Origin of the sequence: Nocardioides sambongensis (genome assembly GCF_006494815.1) — a bacterium.
Taxonomy (GTDB): domain Bacteria; phylum Actinomycetota; class Actinomycetes; order Propionibacteriales; family Nocardioidaceae; genus Nocardioides; species Nocardioides sambongensis.
In genome coordinates this window covers 3301159-3319198 of sequence record NZ_CP041091.1, presented here as the reverse complement: position 1 = coordinate 3319198, position 18040 = coordinate 3301159, and the positions used below count along the sequence as shown (strand labels likewise).

The window sequence follows — 18040 nt, the reverse complement described above, 5'->3', positions numbered from 1 at the left end:
CGGCCGTCGAGTGCTGGGGAGCCGACGAGGTCGAGGTGCAGGGGCTGGTCAGCTCCTCGGTGACCTCACTCTCCGTCGGTGGACGGCACGCGTGCGCGGTCGTCGACCGGACCGCCCAGTGCTGGGGCGAGAACGGTTGGGGGCAGACCGGGCCCGGCGGCGCCGGGGACGCCGCCCCGGTCCCGGTGCCTCTGGTCCCCCGGGTCACCGCGACCGCCCCGGAGGGCCTCGGGACCCGATCACGGTGCGGTTCGAGGACCTCGCCGGCCATCTCTCGGACAGTGATCTCACCGTCACCGACACGGACGGGGACAGCGTGTCGGTGGCGGTGAGCTGCCTCGACCCCGGTGGCGCGGCGACGGGATGCGCGGGCGCATCGGTGCGCACCGTGCGGCTGGCGCCCAAGGGTGGCGTGGTGGCGGGGGAGTCCTACCAGGTCGACCTGCACCCCGGCGCGGCGATCCTTGCGGGCGGAGAGCCCGTCGTGCTCGCGGAGCCGCTCCTCGTGGAGGCCCCGAGCGTGCTGGAGGACCGGGCGGTCGGTCGCGCCTACCGCTGGGACGAGGTCCGATCGTCCGGCTCCTACGGAGGACGGGCCTGGCGCGAGGCGGCCCCCGGCGCCACCGCGACCTTCGCCTTCACCGGCACGTCGGTGACCTGGTACACCCGGCGCGGGCCGACCGAGGGCGTGGCGACGGTGGCGATCGACGGTCGCCGGCGTCGTACCGTCGACAACTCGTCGCCCCGCGTCCGTGATCGGGTGCCGGTGCGGCTGGACGGCCTCTCGCCCGGGCGGCACACGGTCACCGTGCGGGTGGAGGGGCGGCGCGGTGCCCGAGGCCGCGGCAGGACGGTGACCGTCGACGCGTTCAGGGCCGGCAGGCTGGTCCGGAACCCGTCGGTGAGCGCCGACTGGGGCCCGGCCCACCGGGACGGCCGAGGGTGGTCGCGGGCCGGGGTCGGTGGTGCCGAGGTCAGCCTGCGCTTCCGCGGCAGCCAGATCGTCTGGCACACGCTCTCCGGACCGCGGCAGGGCAGTGCCGCCGTGATCCTCGACGGCGTCCGGGTCGACACCTATCTCGGCCGGGCCTCGTCGTACGCGCTGCGGTCGGTGGTGGTCCCCGCCGGTCCGGGCGTCCACCGACTCACCGTCCGGGCGCTCGACAGCGACCGGAACGCGCCGTCGTTCGTCTCCGTCGATCGATTCGAGGTCAGCCAGTGAGCAGCAGCAACCACAGCTCTCGCCGGCGGCGAGAACGCACCGTGGTCCTCGTCGGCGCCGCCCTGCTGGTGAGTGCCGCGGTCGCCGTCGTCGGCCCGGGCGAGCGGGCGGTCGGTGCGGCGAGCAGTGCCGCGGCCGCCGAGGAGTGCGAGCCGATCGGTCCGGAGACCACCCTGACCGGCTCTTGCCAGGTGGCCCTGGAGCCGACTCCGTTGCCGCAGCGCCGCGTGGTCGGCGAGTACGAGCTCGGCCTCCTCTCCCGGACGTCGGTGCCGACGACGACGGTCGCCGAGTTCGGCGCCGGGGGCGTCCAGGGATCGTGCGACCCGGCCACCGAGGTCTGCTCCACCACCGCCGAGCTCGGACTGCTGGACGACCCCCGCGACCCCGGGTCGGCCGAGCCGACCGTCCGGGTGCCGGACGACGGCTTCGGTGCCGCGGCCGGGGACGGGGCGGTCACGGCGGTCGACCTCGACGGGGACGGGCGGCAGGAGCTGGTGCGGGCGGCGCGGTGCGCGGCGACCACGGACCTGTGCCTCTCCCTCTTCACGCCCGGCGACCGATCGCCGGGCTCCGCGGGCTACAGCGAGCCGTTCGCGACCGGGCTGCGCATCGATCCGGGCTCGGTGGGTCGGATCCGGCTGGCCTCGGGACCGGTCTCGTTGGCATCGACCACGGTCGTCGCCGCGAGGTTCGCGGTCGACCGGGACCAGGAGACGACCACCGCGACGTTCACCACCGAGGCCCGGCACGGGTTCGGGGTGGGGATCCGGTGCGCCTGGGCAACGAGCCCTCGCTGCAGGAGACGATGTGCGTCGCGTCGCCGCTGTCCACCAGCGGGGTCCAGTGCCTGGGCGAGGACCTGTTGTCCTACCGGCCGATCACCGCGGTGACCCCGACGACGTTCTCGGTGGATCTCGGCGTGCTGGTGGTCGCCGGCCGCGGCGTCGGCCACCCCGTCGTACCCGAGAGCTGGGCGGCGGGCTGCGACGACTGCGGGGTGCCGGCCGAGTCGATCTCCAGCGGCGTCGTGGTGGCCTGGACCGCGCCGACGATGGCCCTGAGCGTGGCCACCTTCACCGCCACCCCGGGGGACTCCCGGCCGTTCCGCATGCTCGACAGCCGTGCCGTCGGCAAGCAGTACGCCGGTCCGGCGGGGCGTGAGGCGACGGCGCTCGTCGTGGACGACTTCCGGTCCGGCGGCGCGGACGAGATCGCCGTCGCCTGGGCCGGTCTGTGCGGCGACTCGGCGTGCCCCCGGCTCTCCTTCCTGGCGATGGACGACGGTCGCCGTCTGGCGCTGGAGTCGACGCCCGACTGGGCGATGGACGAGGGCTGTGTCGGCGCCGATCGGCCGGTCGACCTGGCCGCCGGGGTGCCGACCTCGATCTCGCTGGCGTCGGGAGTCTTCCGATCGGGACCGACCACCACCGACGGCGCGGACCTGGCGATCGGCTGGGCGACCTCGGCCGCTGCGGGCGTCGACCACCTGGTGCAGACCTTCGACGTGAGCGAGCAGCTCACGCTCACCCCGACGCAGCCGCTCGATGCGGAGGCCGTCGGGGCCGACCGGGACGGTTGCGCGAGCGTGGTCAGCCGGACGTCGTCGACCGCCGCCGAGGCGCAGCGGTCCCAGGTCGAGGTCGCGGCGGCCGACCTCGACGGCACCGAGGGGGACGAGCTCATCGTCGCCGAGACGCTTCCCGTGGCGGACAGCGCCACGACGGACGCGGCCGTCGCGCCGGTCAGCGTGGGGATCTGGTCCCAGGGGGTCGACGGCGGCCACGGGCCGGGGTGGCGGCCGCAGAGCCGCTGGCAGGCTCCCGTCACCGGATGGACCCGACCGTTCGACAGCTCGGGACCGGACACCACCGTGGCCACCGGCTACCGGGCTGTCGGCGGTGGTGGAGCGGGACAGATCTCGATCCAGACCGGACGGATCGCACGGCGTCAGACCGATGCCACCCAGGAGTCAGCGTGGCCCGAGTCGATCAACCCGGACGTGCTGGTGGCGTGGACCTGTCGTGGCACGGTGACCTGCGGAGACCCGCGCAGCCCCGCGGACACGGCGGTCGCGGTGGACGCGCTCGCGGTGGCCGTCGGTGACGGCGGCACGCTCTCCTTCGACCGGAGTGGCACCCGGACCGCGTCGGTCCGACCGGCCGACGTCCCCCCTCCCGACTCGTACGTCGCCGGTGCGAGCGACCGCACCTTCGTCCAGCTCGCCGCCGCCGATCTCGACGGCGACAGCTCGACCCTGGGCGACCCCGTCCGCTCCTACGCCGTCGGGGAGGTGCAGCCGATGATGGTGATGCGGGCTCCGCCGGTGGAGTTCCTCGCCCTCGACGGATCGCACCCGGGCTACGCCACCGACGGGTGGATCTCCTCGGCCGAGGTGTACGACCTGTCGAGCTGCTACGCGGCCAACGGCGCCGACACCGACAACGGCCAGTGCCCGATGCGGACGACGTACTCGACCGAGGGCGGGACCGAGACGAGCCTCGCGGTCGCGGTGCAGAGCAGCTGGGGGATCGACACCGCGATCAAGGGCGGGCTCGCTGGTGGCGACCACGACCCAGGCGGTGACTGCAACGACGTCTGCTGGGAGGCGACCCTGGAGCTCGCCTACGCCCACCGCGAGGAACAGCAGACCGAGGACCAGCGCACGCGGACCTTCCGCTACTCGACCGAGCAGGTGGCGGCGCCGATGCAGGACCGTGCCTTCGTCGCCACCTCCGACATCGAGATCAACCAGGTGCCGGTCTACTACGGCACCTTCTCCGGCGGCACGCTGCCCGACGAGCCGGACCTGTGGACCTACGCGGCGACGCCGCTGGACACCGTCTTCTCGTGGATCTCGGTCAACGATCCGCAGTACGGGTCGGTCTTCGCCGGCCCGACCCCCGGCAACGTGCTCTCCTACCCGGCCAACGGCTCCCAGGTGGAGACGCATCGGCAGTCCGTCACGTCGATCCGCCGCGAGGGCACGAACCGTCTCGCGGTCACGACCACCTCCAACCACGGCTACCTCTGTGCCCTCGAGGGAGGTCAGGTGGAGACCGCGTTCCCGTCGCCGGTCGACGCCCAGTGCGCCGGTCAGCAGGAGCCGGTGCGGATTCGCGGTGCCGGGAGCTTCGACGGTACGAACTACGTCGTCGCCGGGGTGCGCTCGCCCACCGAGGTCGTGCTGCAGCGCATCGGCTCCTCGGTGCCGGTCGCCGCCGACCCCTGCGGCGACGGCGGGTGCACGATCAGCCGCCAACCCAGCGCGCTCCCGGTGCAGACCCAGGAGATCGGTCCGGGCTCCGGCGGGAGCACCACCTTCACCTTCGGGCAGGTCGACGGCTACCAGGAGCGCTACGCAGTGACCAACGGTGGGAGTGCGGAGCTCGCGACCTCGGGGGAGGCTGGAGCGGGTCCGGTGTCGGTGCTCTGGGAGGCGCACGTCAAGGGCGAGTTCGAGCACAACAACGAGTCGATGCTGAGCATGGTGCTCGAGTCCGCGACGACCTGGACCTTCGACTACGGCAGCGCGAGTCGGCCGGGGAGCTATCGGGTGACGCCGTATCTCGCGGACGACCCGAAGTCGGGGGCGCTCGCGCTGACCTGGACCGCGTCGCCGGTGGGGTCGAGCGGGCTCTGGGGCAACCCGGTCTACGGGTACGGCGCCGTCGGCGACCCCGATCTGCCCGCGCGGCCGGACGCCGCCTTTTCCCTCCCGCTGCTCCTGGAGCCGTATCGGACCCACACCGGGCTCGACGACAACCTCGACGTCGTCCTGTCCTCACCGGACTTCGCGACCTGGACCTGCGAGGAGGACGGCGTGTGCCGGCCACCCGACGCCCTGCCGGTCGGACAGCCGCTCCAGATCAGTGCCACGGTGCACAACGAGGCACTGAACCCGTTGCCGGCGAGCGTCTCCCGGCCACTGGTGGTCCGCTTCTATCTGGGCGACCCGGCACGTGGCGGCTATCAGATCGCCGAGTCGAAGGTGACCAGGACGATCGAGAGCCGCGACGACGCCGTAGCCACCGCCCGGTGGACGCCGCCGGCGAACTTCGCCGGCCAGCTGGGACAACCGATCTATGCCGTCATCGACCCCGACGACGAGTTCGACGAGGTCCTCGACTGGGAGGCCCCCATCTCGCTCGTCGACCGCAGCCTGAACGGCACGCTGACCTCGGCGATCTCCCGGAACGTCGCCGGGGAGCCGGTGTCGGTGCTGCGCACCACGACCGACCACGGACTCGCCGTCGGCGACCCGGTCACCGTGAGGGGCGTGCCGGGCTACGGCGCGACCGACGAGCCGGTCCTGGCCGTCACACCGACGACCTTCACCATCGCCTCACCGGCTCGCCGGGCTCCGTCGACCGCGAGCGGCCGCTGGTCCTCGGCGCAGGAGTCGAGCTGCTCGACCAACAACCCCTGGTACGGCAACGCGACGCTCGACTACTACACCTTCGGCGACGACGAGGAGTTCCTGTCCAGGTGTCCGACGACCAACAACGAGGCCTACTTCCTCACGCCACGGATCGAAGGCAATCGGGCCGGCGTGCCACGCAGCGCGCTCAGCGTTCGCGGTTCTCGCGTGCGCACCACCAAGGATCGCCGATCGGTCGCGGTCGACGTACGGTCCGGGACACGGCTTCTCGGCGAATGGATCGAGGCCCGCGTCTGGATCTGCACGTCCCCGAACCGCTCGTGCTCGCCGCAACTGGCCGGATCCGTCGGTCAGTATCAGCGACGGGTCACGGTCAGCATCGGTGCCGGCGACTGGCGGACGATCCGCGTGCCGCTCGGACGGACCGCGTTGAAGAAGGGGCGTCACTACCGGATCGGGGTGCAGGTCGTGCCACTGACGACCTGGGAGCGTCCCCCCGGACCTGGCCTGCACTCCGTGGCCATGGGGAGCCTGGCGGACAACCAGACGATTGCGTGGGTGCGAGCGAGGTAGTCGTCATCACCGTTGCCGACGCTGCGCGCAGTCGATGCAGCAACGAGCCTCGGGTCGTGCCTCCAGGCGGCCCCGGGGATGGTGCGATCGCAGGACTCGCAGACCCCGTAGGTGCCCGCGTCGACCCGCGCGAGCGCTGCGTCGAGCTCGTCGAGGTGCGCGCGTGCCTGGCGGATGAGCGCGTCGACCTGGGAGCGCTCGAAGGCGATGGTCGCGCCTTCCGGGTCGTGTTCGTCGTCCGCATTGGTGTCGCGGGACGCGGCGACCACCGCCCCGTGGTCGGTGGTGAGGCCGGTCAGGCGGCTCACGGTGTGGTCCCGCTCGGCCTCGAGACGTCGGCGGGTCCCCGGGTCATCCATGGTGGGTGTTCGGACCATCGGGGTGGTCCCCCGCCACGCGAGTGGCGTCGAGGGCCTCCAGACGTGCGACCTCGGCACGTTGCTCGTCGCCGACGATCGCTCCGATGCGCACCATGGTCCGACGGTAGCCGTGCTGACCGGCAGGTGCAGCCGGGCGCAGGGGAGAGGTCCCGTCCTGCCCAGTGGTCACAGGCCGGGCCAGTGACCTGCGGACGATCTGTGGAAAACAGGCTCTGACCTGCGGGAACGATTCCACAAACCTCCCGGCAGGGGTCGAACTGGTGTTCGACATCACGTAGAATCGGGGCATCTGCTGCACCTGTCTCGGAAGGTTCTCCCGATGTCGCTGACCGGCACCCGCACCCCGTTGGGCGAGGCGGTCGCGGTGTGCCGGGACGCGTTGGGTGAGGTCGCGGAGCGTCAGCCCGGGTTCCTCACCGTGCCCGAACGGGAAGAACTGTTGAGGGGTTGGTGGCGCTCGAGGCGCAGGTCGTCGAGCTGCGGATGCGGGTCCTGGCCGCGTCGACTGATATCGCCTCGACCCATGGGGCGCGGGATGTCGCCGGCTGGGTGGCGCTGCGGACCGGCACCGACCCCGGCCGGCTGCGTGCGGAGTCGAAGGTCGCCACCGCGATCGACGAGTCCTGGCCGCGGGTGGGGGCAGCGATGGCCCGCGGCGCACTGTCCCTGGAACAAGCCCGGGTGATCACCACCGGACTGGACGCCCTGCCGGCCCGGATCGACACCAAGGCGCGGCAGCGGGCCGAGACCGACCTCGTCGCTCTCGGCGCCGGCGACCGGCCCGGGGTCCCCGAGGGCGGGTTCGGTCCGAAAGAGCTACGCCGCCTCACGGACCGGATCCTCGACGTCGTGGCCCCGAGATCGCCGAAGAGGAAGACGCCAAACGCCTCGCCGCCCTCGAAGCCGCCGCGCACGCCAAGACCAGCCTTCGGATCCGGTCCCTGGGCGACGGGCTGACCCGGATCACCGCCCTGGTCCCCGACCCGGTCGCGGCACGGTTGGCGACCTACCTCGACGCCTACACCTCACCCCGCCACCACGCCTCCGACCAGGACGCAAGAACGGGCGCCAACCCAGACGCCGAACGTCTGCCGCAACACCACGCCCGCGGCCTGGCGTTCGGAGCACTTCTGGAGCACCTCGACCCTGCGCATCTGCCGGCGCATGGTGGGGACGCGACCACCGTGGTCGTCACCATCGACCACACCCAGCTCACCCGCGACCTCGCCACGGCCGGACTCCTCGACCCCAGCCACGACACCGACGGGGAGCAGCGGATCAGCGCCCACGCAGCCCGACGCCTGGCCTGCACCGCCAAGATCCTCCCCGCCGTCCTCGGCGGCAAGTCCGAACTCCTCGACCTCGGCAGATCCCGCCGGCTGTTCACCACAGCCCAACGCACCGCACTACGACTCCGGGACAAGACCTGCCGCGGCGAGGGTTGCACCATCCCAGCCCGGTGGTGCGAAGCCCATCATCTGGACCCCTGGTCGAAAGGCGGCCGCACCGACCTCGCCGACGGGGTGTTGCTCTGCTCCTTCCACCACCACCGCGAACACGACCCCACCTACACCACCACCCGGCTCCCCAACGGCGACCGCAGATACCACCGACGGACCTGAGCCGCCACGGACAAGGGCTCGCGCCTCACCCAGCCGCGCAGAACCCCGAGGACGCCTTCTTCAGCCGCGTCTTCGACACCGGCGAGCGCCCGGTGTCGCTCGGGAACGCCCGCACCCAGTCGGAGTAGAACTTGGTGGTGTTGTGCTCGCCCCGACCGCCTTCCATGCTGTAGCGGATCACCAGGGGCTTGTTCCGGAGCCCCTTCGTGGTGGGCATCGTGGCGACCGGCTGGCTGTTGATGAACCAGGTGATCCGGTTGGAGCGCACCTCGCCGGCGAGCAAGGGGCCCATCGTCGACCACCCCTTGATCGTCTTCGACCGCTTCCAGTACTGGCCGTTGCGGGCCAGGCCGTAGGTGACCGTGTTGCTGTGGGCCCTCCACGCGCCGAGCACGATCGCGTCGGTGTCGCAGGCGTCGCCGGTGACGCCGTCGGGGAGCAGCTCGACCTTGATCGTGTAGTCGTCGGCGCGCTTCTCCAGGTTGGTCCACCGGAACCGCGTCTCCCAGCGGCCGTAGCGCATCGAGTTGCCCCGCAGGGTGGCACGCGTCGTACCGAAGTCGTCGGTGCCGGCACGGCCGTTGATCGAGCTGAACAGCGCGAGACCGCCGTTGTGGGTGGCGGCGCGGCCGGCCCCGTCGGTGTAGGGAACCCAGCGTCCCCGCTTGGAGGAGCCGTCCTTCGGCGGCGAGTCGTAGTCCTCGCCCCACTCCCAGCCGTAGTCGAAGACCGGGCGGTACCAGCCGAACCGGCCGCGAGCCGTCTGCTTCGGCGGCCGGCCGGGGCGCCGGCGCTGACCTGCGGCGACAGCTTCTCCGGGAACCGGTACCTCGTCGGCTCGCTCCCCACCGGCCGCACGTCGAGCGCGAGGGGGAAGGACTGGCGCCAGCCGATCCGGTTCTTCCCGGTGTGGATCCGCTCCTGGCGGACCTGGTAGACGACCTCCCCGGCGGTCGGCTCCTCGACCGTGAAGAAGCCCATGCCGTCACCGTCGACGGTGGTGGTGCCGACGGTCTGCCACCGCTCGCCGGTCAGCTGCCGCTGCAGGGTCAACGTGCGTCCCTCGAAGACCGGGAGGTTCTGCAGCCCGGTGATGCCGACCCGCACCGGGGTGGTGTCGACCACGACGGTGAACGGCTCGCCGGCGACCGGGTGGATGGCGTGGTCCTCGCCGTAGCGCTGGGCCGACGGCGTCGCCCAGATGGAGAGCTCCTGCGCAGGCGCATCCATCTCCTTGCCGACGGTGGTCCAGCCTCCCTTCCCGGCCACCCGGTAGGTGATCCCGAACATGCTCGGTGCCGTGGAGACCAGTCGGAAGGAGCCGTCGGCGGCGGTCCGGCCGCGGGAGGCGGGCACCGTGCCCCAGTTGTCGCCCGGGCGTCCCATGTGGAACTGCAGCCAGATGCTCCGCCTCCCCTTCGCCGGCAGGCGGCCGGTGAAGGTCAGCGCTTGGCCGGCGACGTACTTCTTCGCCGGAGTGACGTTCAGGGTGCCTTTCGGCTTCGCCCGGACCGACGCGTGGTCGTCGGGACGGGCCTGCGCCGGCGCGACGTCGTACGACGCCAGGCCGGTCGCCGCCATCGCGACCACGCTGAGCAGGGCGAACAGTCGGTTCCGCGTCTTCATCGGCTTCCCCCCGGGAGCTGTGGAGTGCTGCGAGGACGTTACCCGCGGGCCCCGACCGCCGCTGGCGTTTGCCAGGGGAGGCTCGGAGGGATTGGATGCGGGTAACGGAGCCTGCGTCCTCGACCGAGGGTCGCCGTCAGTCAGGGTCAGTCAGGAGCATCGTGCCGACCACCCCAGCGGCATCGCGTACGACGTGCACCCCGGCGCGTCCGACCCCCTCCCCGTGGTGCTGGTGCACGCCGGGATCGCCGACCGCACGATGTGGGACCCGGTGTGGCCGTGGCTGAGCGAGCGGGGCACGGCGGTCCGGATGGACCTGCGCGGGTTCGGTGCCTCGGACACCCCGGCCGACCCGGTCGACCACGTGGCCGACGTGCTCGGCGTCCTCGACGACGCCGGCCTGGACGGCGGCCACTGGGTGGCCGCCTCGTTCGGCGCCGGCATCGCGGCCGAGGTGGCGGTGACCGCACGGGACCGGGTCGCCTCGCTGACCCTGGTGGCCCCGGGCGGCAGTCTGCTGGGGGCCGCCACGGAGGAGTTCCGCCGGTTCGTCGCGGCCGAGGAGGCGGCGTTGGAGGCAGGCGACCTCGACGCAGCGGTCGCGGTGGACCTGGACACCTGGGTGGTCGGCCACGGACGTGGGCGCGACGACATCGCCCCGGACGTGCTGGCGCAGGTCGCCCGGATGCAGCGGCGTGCCTTCGAGCTCGAGGAGGTGCTCGGCGACGTCGACTCCGTCGAGCTGGAGCCGCCGGTGCTCGAGCGTCTCGACCAGATCCTGGCGCCCACCCTGGTGCTGTCCGGCGGCCGTGACCTCGACGTCTGCCGGGACGCCGCCCAGCGGGTGCTCGCCGGCGTGCCCGGCGCCCGCGGGGAGCAGTGGCCCGACGTCGCCCACCTGCCCAGCCTGGAGCAGCCGGAGCGGTTCCGGGCGCTGCTGGAGGAGTGGCTGGAGGAGCGCGAGGGCGCGGTCAGCCGGTGACGACCTCGGCGTCGAGTCCGAGGAACTGGGCGTAGCGGCCGGCGGCCGCGCGGATCGCCGCCAGCTCCGGCTCGGTGAGCGGGCGGTGCGGCGCGAGGGTGAACGTCACCCGTGTCGGGTCCACCCCGCGCTTCATCGCGGCGACGAGCTGTCCGTCCACCAGGGCCATCCCGATCGCCGTCTCGCGCTGCCGCGGCACCACGCCCTCCGCGTCCAGCGCCCACCGGGTGTCCTGGTAGCCGCGGTACATCTCGTCGAGCACCTGCAGCAGGTGGCCGTCCGGGGCCGGCGTCGCCGGCGGCCCGCCCGGCGCGTGCCAGTAGGTGCGTCCTTCGTGCTCGAAGGAGTCCAGGCGGTCCGCGGCGGCGGCCAGCCCGCGTCGTACGTCGGTGAGGGTGAGGGTCGCCCAGTAGGCCAGGTCGCGCTCGGTGGCCGGTCCGTGGCCGGCGAGGTAGCGCAGCGCCAGCTCGGCCAGCGCCTCGTCGCGCTCCAGGGACCGCGACTGCGGTGCCCGGTCTGCCAGCAGCGCGTAGGTGTGCTCGGGCGCTCTCCCGGGAGTCTCGTCGACCTGCCGCGGGGCGCCGCTGCAGACCACGCCCAGCAGCTCGAGTCGCGCCAGCAGGATCATCAGCTCGTGACCGTCGAGGGTGAGGCCGCGCGCGATGAGCGCCTCGCCCACCTCCGCTCGCGTCGGGTGTGCCGCCGCGTCGGCGAGGGCCTCGGCGACCCTGTCGTCCAGCTCGTCCAACCGGTCCTCGACCCGCTCCAGCTGGCGCCGCAGCAGGGGCAGGATCCGCGGCGCGGTCACGTCGAGCAGCCAGCGGGCGTCCTCGGCGTGCACGTAGTGCCAGGTGGGGCGCAGCACGTGGGTGCGCAGGATCCGCCCGTCGGCGAGCGCCGCGGCCAGGTCGTCCTGGCGCGGCGCGGTGGTGCGGGCGGCCACCGCCCACGCGGACTGCCCCGGGTTCTCCGCCTGGACGGCGAGCAGCGATCGCACCACCTGCTCGGCGTCGTCCAGCGGATCCGTCAGGTGCTGCGCGTGCAGGCGCCAACGGGCGATGGCGCGGTCGGTGGTCACGGGCTCAACGTAGCCGCGTGCGCCCCCAGGCTCAGCGCGCCGAGAGCTCGTCGATCCGCGCGTGCAGCCGCTGGAGCTCGGCCAGGATCTCGTCGGTCGCGGCGGTGGTCGCCACCGCAGCGACATGGGCGTGGGCCTTCGGGTGCTCCGGAGCGGCGCCGTCCGGGGCCGCCTCCACCGCCCGGTCACGGTCGTGCAGCGTCTGCATGGTGTCCACGATGACCGCGATGAAGAGGTTCAGGATGGTGAAGGAGGAGAGCAGGATGAAGGTGACGAAGAACGTCCACGCCCAGGGGTGCACCTCCATCACCGGACGCACGATCCCCATCGACCAGCTCTCCAGCGTCATCACCTGGAACAGCGTGTAGAGCGAGTCGCCGATGCTGCCGAACCACTCCGGGAAGGTGTCCCCGAAGAGCGAGGTCGCCATCACCGCGGCGACGTAGAAGATCAGTGCCAGCAGCGCGCCGATCGCGCCGATGCCGGGGATCGCGGCCAGCAGCGCCTCGACGATGAAGCGCAGCCGCGGCAGCACCGAGACCAGGCGCAGCACCCGCAGGACCCGCAACGCTCGCAGCACCGAGAACGGCCCGGACGCCGGGACCAGCGCGACGCCCACGATCAGGAAGTCGAAGACGTTCCACGGGTCGCGGAAGAAGCCCCACCCGTGCGCGAACAGCTTCAGTGCGATCTCGACGACGAAGACGGTGAGGAACGCCGCGTCGAGCGCGTGGATCAGCCCACCGGCGCGGTCCATCACCGCAGATGAGGTCTCCAGGCCCAGGGTGACGGCGTTGGCGACGATGACGACGATGATGATCCGTTGGACCGGAGCGGACTCCACCCAGTTACCGGCTCGCCGGCGCAGCTCGTGCATGCGCAGATCATGCCGGGCCCCGGGTCGTCCGAAACCGACCCGGCCACAATCGGGTGGACCGGCGCCGGGAGCGCCCATTATCGTGGCCGCATCATGTGGATCCACGCCTGACCCGACCCACGTCCGCGGCACGTCGCCCGGTGGGCCCGCCTCTCGACGAGGACCTCCATGTCAGTGCATCCCTCCGCCCCCTCCGGCCTCACGCTCACCCGCACCCCCGGCGCTGGCCCGATCGTGGTCCGCGACCTCACCGTCGGCTTCGGGCGTCGTACGGCGCTGGACGGGGTCGATCTGCTCGCCCAGCCGGGACGCCGGGTCGGACTGGTCGGTGAGAACGGCTCCGGCAAGTCGACGCTGCTGCGGGTCGTCGCCGGGGAGGTCTCCCCGCTGGCCGCGGTGAGCGGCGAGGTCGAGACCCCGGACGACCTCGCCCACCTGGCCCAGGAGCCGCCGTTCGCCGACGACGAGAGCGTGGCCGACGTCCTCGACACCACCTTGCGGCCGCTGCGCGAGGCGGTGGCCGCGGTCGAGACGCTGGCCGAGCGGCTGGCCGAGCCGGCGGTGGCCGCGGCCTACGAGCGGGCGCTGGAGTATGCCGTCGCGCACGACGCCTGGGACGCGGACCGGCGGGCACTGCTCGCCGCCGAGCAGCTGGGCCTGGCCGGTCTGGACCGTTCCCGTCGGGTGGGCAGCCTCTCCGGCGGCCAGCGCACCCGGCTGGCGCTGGCCACGCTGATCACCCGGCGACCGGCCGCCCTGCTGCTCGACGAGCCGACCAACCACCTCGACGACGCCGCGATCGAGGTGCTGACCGGGTTCCTCCGGGACCTGCCCGGCGTGGTGCTGCTGGCCAGCCACGACCGGGTGCTGCTCGACGACGTCTGCACCGACCTGGTCGACCTCGATCCGGTCGGCCCGGGCACCGACGGCCACGGCGGCCGACGGTACGGCGGAGGCTGGAGCGCCTACGAGGCCGCCCGGGCCGAGGCCCGGGGCCGGTGGGAGGCGACCTACGCGGCGCAGCAGGAGGAGCTGGACCGGCTCCGGGCCGCCACCCGGATCGGCACCGGGGCGATCGCGCACGGGCGCGGTCCGACCGACAACGACAAGTTCATCCACGCCTTCAAGGGGGCCAACGTGGAGCGGGCGCAGGCGCGCCGGGTCAAGGATGCGAACCGTCGCCTGGAGACCGCCGAGCGGGAGCAGGTGCGCAAGCCGCCCGCCCCGCTGCGGCTGCGGGTCGACACGCTCACCGCGGCGCACGGGTCGACCGCCGGCCCGGTGGTCGTGGTGCGTGCGCTGGCCGTCGCCGGGCGGCTGCGGCTGGACCGGCTCGACGTCGCCGCCGGCGAGCACCTGCTGGTCACCGGCGCGAACGGCGCCGGGAAGTCCACCCTGCTCGGGGTGCTCGCCGGGCGGCTGGACCCGGATGCCGGGCGGGTGGAGGTGCACGCCCAGCGGGTGGCCGAGCTGACCCAGGATCCCGTCTTCGGCGGCCCCACCCTGGGCGCGGAGGCGACGTACCGGGCCGCGCTGGGCGAGCAGGCCGCCGAGGAGCGGCCGCTGCGCAGCCTCGGCCTGCTGCACCCGCGGGACCACGCGAAGCCGGTCGCACTGCTCTCGGTCGGCCAGCGGCGCCGGCTGGACCTGGCCGTCGCGGTGGCGTCCGGGCCCGACCTGCTGCTGCTCGACGAGCCCACCAACCACCTCTCGCTCACCCTGGTCGGCGAGCTCGAGGAGGCGCTGCAGGCGAGTCCCGGCACGGTCGTCCTCGCCTCCCACGACCGGTGGTTGCGGCGGCGGTGGACCGGCACGACGCTCGACCTCGGCCCCGCCTCACCGACCCGCTGAGGTGCCGAGCACCACGGTCGCGCCGCGCTCCTCGTCGTACCGGATCTCCGGGCGCAGCCCGGCACTCGCGAACGCGGCCGCCGCCCGCGCGTCCTGACCGGTGCCCGCGTCCCCGGTCTCCACCAGTACGACGCCACCGGGCCGCAGCCACGCCGGGGCCCGCTCCGCGAGCCGGCGCACGTGGTCCAGGCCGTCGGCGCCGCCGTCGGTGGTGGCGGCCGGCTCGTGGTCGCGGGACTCGGCCGGCATCAGCGCGCGGGCCGTGCTCGGCACGTAGGGCAGGTTCGCGACGATCGCGTCGACGGTGCCGCGCAGCGCGTGGGGGAGCGGGGCGGTGAGGTCGCCGACGTGGGCCCGGGCGGCGGCCGGCGAGGCGGCGAGGTTGGCGCGGGCGACCGCGACGGCGGTGGGATCGATGTCCACCGCGTGCACCACCAGACCGGGGAACCGGTGGGCCAGGGCGACCCCGAGTGCGCCGGAGCCGCAGCCGAGGTCCACGACCGTGGCGCCGGTCGGCGGCAGGTGCTCCCCGGCGATCTCGACCAGCCAGGTGGTGCGCTGCCGCGGGATGAAGACGCCCGGCTCCAGGTGGATGCGGTGGCCGTCGAAGGCCACCCACCCGACGACGTACTCCAAGGGCTCGCCGGCGACGCGGCGCCGGGTCAGCTCGGCCAACCGGTCGGTGCCGTCGGCGGCCTCGACCAGCAGGGCGGCCTCCTCCTCGGCGAAGACGCAGCCGGCGGCACGCAGGGTGGCCGCGAGGGAGGCGGTGTCGGGCTGCGGCACCCCGGCAGCCTACGTCCGGGTCTCGGATCCGGGTCCGGCCCGGACCCGGCGCTCGTCGGGTCAGTCCTCGGGCATCAACAGCCAGCCGGCGAGGTAGACCAGGATCGCGGCCCCTCCGGTGAAGACGGTGGCGGCGACCATCAGCAGTCGCATCGCGGTCGGGTCGATCCCGGCGTAGACGGCGGCTCCGCCGCACACGCCGCCGACCTTGCGGTCGATCCGGCTGCGGGTCAGCCGGCGCGGACCGGTCGGGGCGTAGGGCTGGGGATGGGGCTGGGCGTAGGACGGGCCGCTGGACGGGCCGTAGGACTGGCCGTAGGACTGGCCGTAGGACTGGGGGTTCGGGTGCTCGTTGCTCATGTCCTCAACGGTGCCGCGCGCCGGCCGTCGGCACATCGGGGAGCGCCCCGGAGACGACCCTGGTCGGACCCTGACCCGCAGGTGCCCGGATCTTTGCCAGAATCGGCGGCATGCGACCCCAGGTCGTCGCGCACCGCGGCGCCAGTCACGAGATCGCCGAGCACACCCTCGGGGCCTACGTCGCGGCGCTGGACGCCGGAGCGGAGGGCCTGGAGTGCGACGTCCGGCTCACCGCCGACGGGCACCTGGTCTGCGTGCACGACCGCACCCTGCGCCGCACCGCGGCGAACCCCGGGCTGGTCTCCACGATGGACCTCGCCGACCTCTCCGAGCTCGACTTCTCCGCCTGGAAGAACCCCTGGGCCGAGCTGGACGACGAGGCGCCCGACCGGGACGAGACGCTGGACGGGGTGCTCACCCTGCGCCGCCTGCTGGAGACCGTGGCGGACTACGAACGTCCGGTGGAGGTGGCGATCGAGACCAAGCACCCCACCCGGTTCGGCGGTCTGGTCGAGAAGCGCCTGGTGGAGATGCTGCGGGACTTCGGCTGGACGCGCGCGGACTCCCCGGTCCGGGTGATGAGCTTCTCCTTCACCGCCCTGCAGCGGGTGGAGCGGATGGAGCCGGGCGTCCGGCTGGTCCAGCTGGTCGACAAGCCCAGCCTCTGGCCGATGCTGCGCCGGATCGTCGGCCAGGACTGGCTGCTCGGCCCCGGCATCGAGCTGCTCCGCGAACATCCGCGCACCGTGGCCAGCATGGTCCGTTCCGGGCGGGACCTGCACGTGTGGACGGTCAACACCGAGTCCGACCTGCAGCTGTGCCTGGACTCCGGGGTGAAGGCGGTCATCTCGGACCGGCCGGGGCACATCCTCGACCTGCTGGACGGGCGGGCCGCGGCCGGCGACCTGTGATCATCTAGGTTGGCGGCCATGGCGAAGCGATCGCGCGCGAAGAACCAGAGCCGCAACCAGACCACCGCCCCCGGCGAGGTCGGCCCCCGGCAGCCGTGCCCCTGCGGGTCCGGCAAGCGCTACAAGGCCTGCCACGGTGCACCCGGTGGTGGTGACGTCTACGTGAAGCGCCCGTTCGAGGGCTTCGCCTCCGAGTGCGACCTGGTCGCGCTGCGCGAGCTGGTCCCGGCCGCCACCGCGCCGCTCACCCTCACCGACCACCCGGACCGGACGGTGCAGCTGTGCACCCTGCTGCCCGGCGCGGCACCGGCGATGGTGCGCGACAGCGGCGAGATCTGGCTCGGTCTCCAGGTCCAGCACGCGTTCGGCGACCCGGCGCGCGACCTCGGCGCGGTGCTGCTCAAGGCGCTCGACGCGGAGCCCGGCGTGGTCGGCCTCACCGACCCGCCCGGCCCCGGTCCGCGCCTGCAGGACCTGGTCACCGACGAGGCGCTGACGATCACGGTGCACGACGGCTTCGAGTTCTGGGTCGCCGACATGGACGAGTCCAGCGAGCTGGCCGCGGCCCTGGAGCAGGCGGAGGGCGCCGCCGCCCCGACCGCCCGGCTGACCGAGGTCCAGGCCGCCTACTGGACCCGGATGGGGGCCAAGGAGCACCTGCGCTGGGTGATGCCCGAGCCCGAGGACCGGCTGCTCGACGCGCTGGCCCGGCTGCACGTGCGCGGCGCGGACGTGCTGGTGCCCGACTCCCGCTTCGTCGGCATGTTCCGGGCGCACGGACTGCTCGCCCCGGTCTGGGACCTCCCGGTGGGCACCGGCCCCGAGGCGATGGAGCAGGTCGCGGCCACCTTCAAGGGCGAGCTCGACGCCGCCCTGGCCGACGACGCCGAGCTCACCACCGAGGAGCGGTCGGCGCGCAGCGGCCTCGCCAACCGCCAGGTCACCATCCGCTGACCCGGCCCCGCCCCGCGAGGGTGGGGGCAGCGGCTCAGCCGGAGACCCGCGACCGGGCCACCTCGACCAGCGCGTCGTGGAACGACGGCATGTCCTTGTCGAGTTCGCGCAGTGTCTCGTCGGTCAGATGGATCGTCTCCAGCGGGGTCAGCGCCACCACGCTCGCGTTGCGCAGCCGCTGACCCACGATCGCGGCCTCACCGACGATGTCGCCCGCCCCGAGCTGGGCGATCTCCTCGCCGTCGCGGCGGATGGACGCGGTGCCGGACAGGATGATGTAGGCCTTGTCGGCCGGGGTGTCCTCCCAGATCGGCGACCAGCCCTGCGGGAGCTTGACCCGCCGGCCCGCGCCGCTGATCCGGGCGATCTCGGTGGGGGTGAAGTGCTCGAAGAACGTGCTCATGCCGGGACAACGCCGCGCCCCGGCGTCAGGTCAC

At 73.2% G+C, this 18040-nt stretch carries 15 protein-coding genes; 8 read left to right on the top strand and 7 right to left on the bottom strand.

The genetic code is table 11. The features are described from left to right. Nucleotides 1-316 precede the first annotated feature (316 nt). A complete protein-coding gene (locus tag FIV43_RS15605) occupies nucleotides 317-1222 on the top strand; it encodes a hypothetical protein (RefSeq protein ID WP_181407528.1) in 906 nt (301 codons plus the stop codon). A gap of 772 nt (nucleotides 1223-1994) precedes the next feature. After that, complete coding sequence (locus tag FIV43_RS15595) at nucleotides 1995-6176, top strand: S8/S53 family peptidase (protein ID WP_181407527.1); 4182 nt, start codon at nucleotides 1995-1997, stop codon at nucleotides 6174-6176. Nucleotides 6177-6527: 351 nt separating this feature from the next. Here FIV43_RS15595 and FIV43_RS23240 read toward each other — a convergent pair whose 3' ends face one another. Next, nucleotides 6528-6650: a hypothetical protein gene (locus FIV43_RS23240; RefSeq protein WP_269204023.1), complete on the bottom strand. Its 123-nt coding sequence runs from the start codon at nucleotides 6648-6650 to the stop codon at nucleotides 6528-6530. Between the two features lie 356 nt (nucleotides 6651-7006). Between FIV43_RS23240 and FIV43_RS23235 the strand changes: the two genes are divergently transcribed. Further along, a complete protein-coding gene (locus tag FIV43_RS23235; RefSeq protein ID WP_269204022.1) occupies nucleotides 7007-7513 on the top strand; it encodes a DUF222 domain-containing protein in 507 nt (168 codons plus the stop codon). A 41-nt stretch (nucleotides 7514-7554) separates the two neighbouring features. Next, complete coding sequence (locus FIV43_RS23230) at nucleotides 7555-8178, top strand: HNH endonuclease signature motif containing protein (protein WP_407938833.1); 624 nt, start codon at nucleotides 7555-7557, stop codon at nucleotides 8176-8178. A gap of 25 nt (nucleotides 8179-8203) precedes the next feature. On the opposite strand, the gene FIV43_RS15580 is transcribed toward FIV43_RS23230, so the two are convergent. Continuing rightward, nucleotides 8204-8701: a hypothetical protein gene (locus tag FIV43_RS15580; protein ID WP_141014870.1), complete on the bottom strand. Its 498-nt coding sequence runs from the start codon at nucleotides 8699-8701 to the stop codon at nucleotides 8204-8206. A gap of 1326 nt (nucleotides 8702-10027) precedes the next feature. Between FIV43_RS15580 and FIV43_RS21105 the strand changes: the two genes are divergently transcribed. Beyond that, nucleotides 10028-10786 carry an alpha/beta fold hydrolase gene (locus tag FIV43_RS21105; protein ID WP_181407526.1) on the top strand — a complete coding sequence of 253 codons (759 nt, stop codon included), beginning with the start codon at nucleotides 10028-10030 and terminating at the stop codon, nucleotides 10784-10786. On the opposite strand, the gene FIV43_RS15570 is transcribed toward FIV43_RS21105, so the two are convergent. Together FIV43_RS15570 and FIV43_RS15565 are read right to left on the bottom strand one after the other, a co-directional pair. Beyond that, nucleotides 10776-11864, bottom strand: coding sequence for a winged helix DNA-binding domain-containing protein (locus FIV43_RS15570; RefSeq protein WP_181407525.1), 1089 nt, complete (start codon nucleotides 11862-11864; stop codon nucleotides 10776-10778). The two genes, FIV43_RS21105 and FIV43_RS15570, sit on opposite strands and share 11 nt — an antisense overlap. Nucleotides 11865-11895: 31 nt before the next feature. Then, on the bottom strand, nucleotides 11896-12741 hold the full coding sequence (locus FIV43_RS15565) for an ion transporter (RefSeq protein WP_141014867.1): 846 nt from the start codon (nucleotides 12739-12741) through the stop codon (nucleotides 11896-11898). 168 nt (nucleotides 12742-12909) lie between these two features. On the opposite strand from FIV43_RS15565, the gene FIV43_RS15560 reads away from it, so the two are divergent. Beyond that, nucleotides 12910-14592 carry an ABC-F family ATP-binding cassette domain-containing protein gene (locus FIV43_RS15560; protein ID WP_141014866.1) on the top strand — a complete coding sequence of 561 codons (1683 nt, stop codon included), beginning with the start codon at nucleotides 12910-12912 and terminating at the stop codon, nucleotides 14590-14592. On the opposite strand, the gene FIV43_RS15555 is transcribed toward FIV43_RS15560, so the two are convergent. Both FIV43_RS15555 and FIV43_RS15550 read right to left on the bottom strand, forming a co-directional pair. Then, nucleotides 14578-15378: a putative protein N(5)-glutamine methyltransferase gene (locus tag FIV43_RS15555; protein WP_141014865.1), complete on the bottom strand. Its 801-nt coding sequence runs from the start codon at nucleotides 15376-15378 to the stop codon at nucleotides 14578-14580. The two genes, FIV43_RS15560 and FIV43_RS15555, sit on opposite strands and share 15 nt — an antisense overlap. A gap of 60 nt (nucleotides 15379-15438) precedes the next feature. Next, nucleotides 15439-15738 carry a PspC domain-containing protein gene (locus tag FIV43_RS15550; protein WP_141014864.1) on the bottom strand — a complete coding sequence of 100 codons (300 nt, stop codon included), beginning with the start codon at nucleotides 15736-15738 and terminating at the stop codon, nucleotides 15439-15441. 110 nt (nucleotides 15739-15848) lie between these two features. Here FIV43_RS15550 and FIV43_RS15545 point away from each other — a divergent pair, with 110 nt between their 5' ends. Both FIV43_RS15545 and FIV43_RS15540 read left to right on the top strand, forming a co-directional pair. Continuing rightward, nucleotides 15849-16649 (top strand): glycerophosphodiester phosphodiesterase family protein, encoded by an 801-nt coding sequence (locus tag FIV43_RS15545; protein ID WP_141014863.1) that lies wholly within the window; start codon nucleotides 15849-15851, stop codon nucleotides 16647-16649. Nucleotides 16650-16667: 18 nt separating this feature from the next. Beyond that, nucleotides 16668-17603: a DUF5926 family protein gene (locus FIV43_RS15540; RefSeq protein WP_141014862.1), complete on the top strand. Its 936-nt coding sequence runs from the start codon at nucleotides 16668-16670 to the stop codon at nucleotides 17601-17603. Between the two features lie 34 nt (nucleotides 17604-17637). Here the strand turns inward: FIV43_RS15540 and FIV43_RS15535 are convergent, their stop codons facing one another. After that, entirely contained in the window at nucleotides 17638-18006 is a 369-nt protein-coding gene (locus tag FIV43_RS15535) for a Crp/Fnr family transcriptional regulator (protein ID WP_141014861.1), read from the bottom strand. Nucleotides 18007-18040 lie beyond the last annotated feature (34 nt).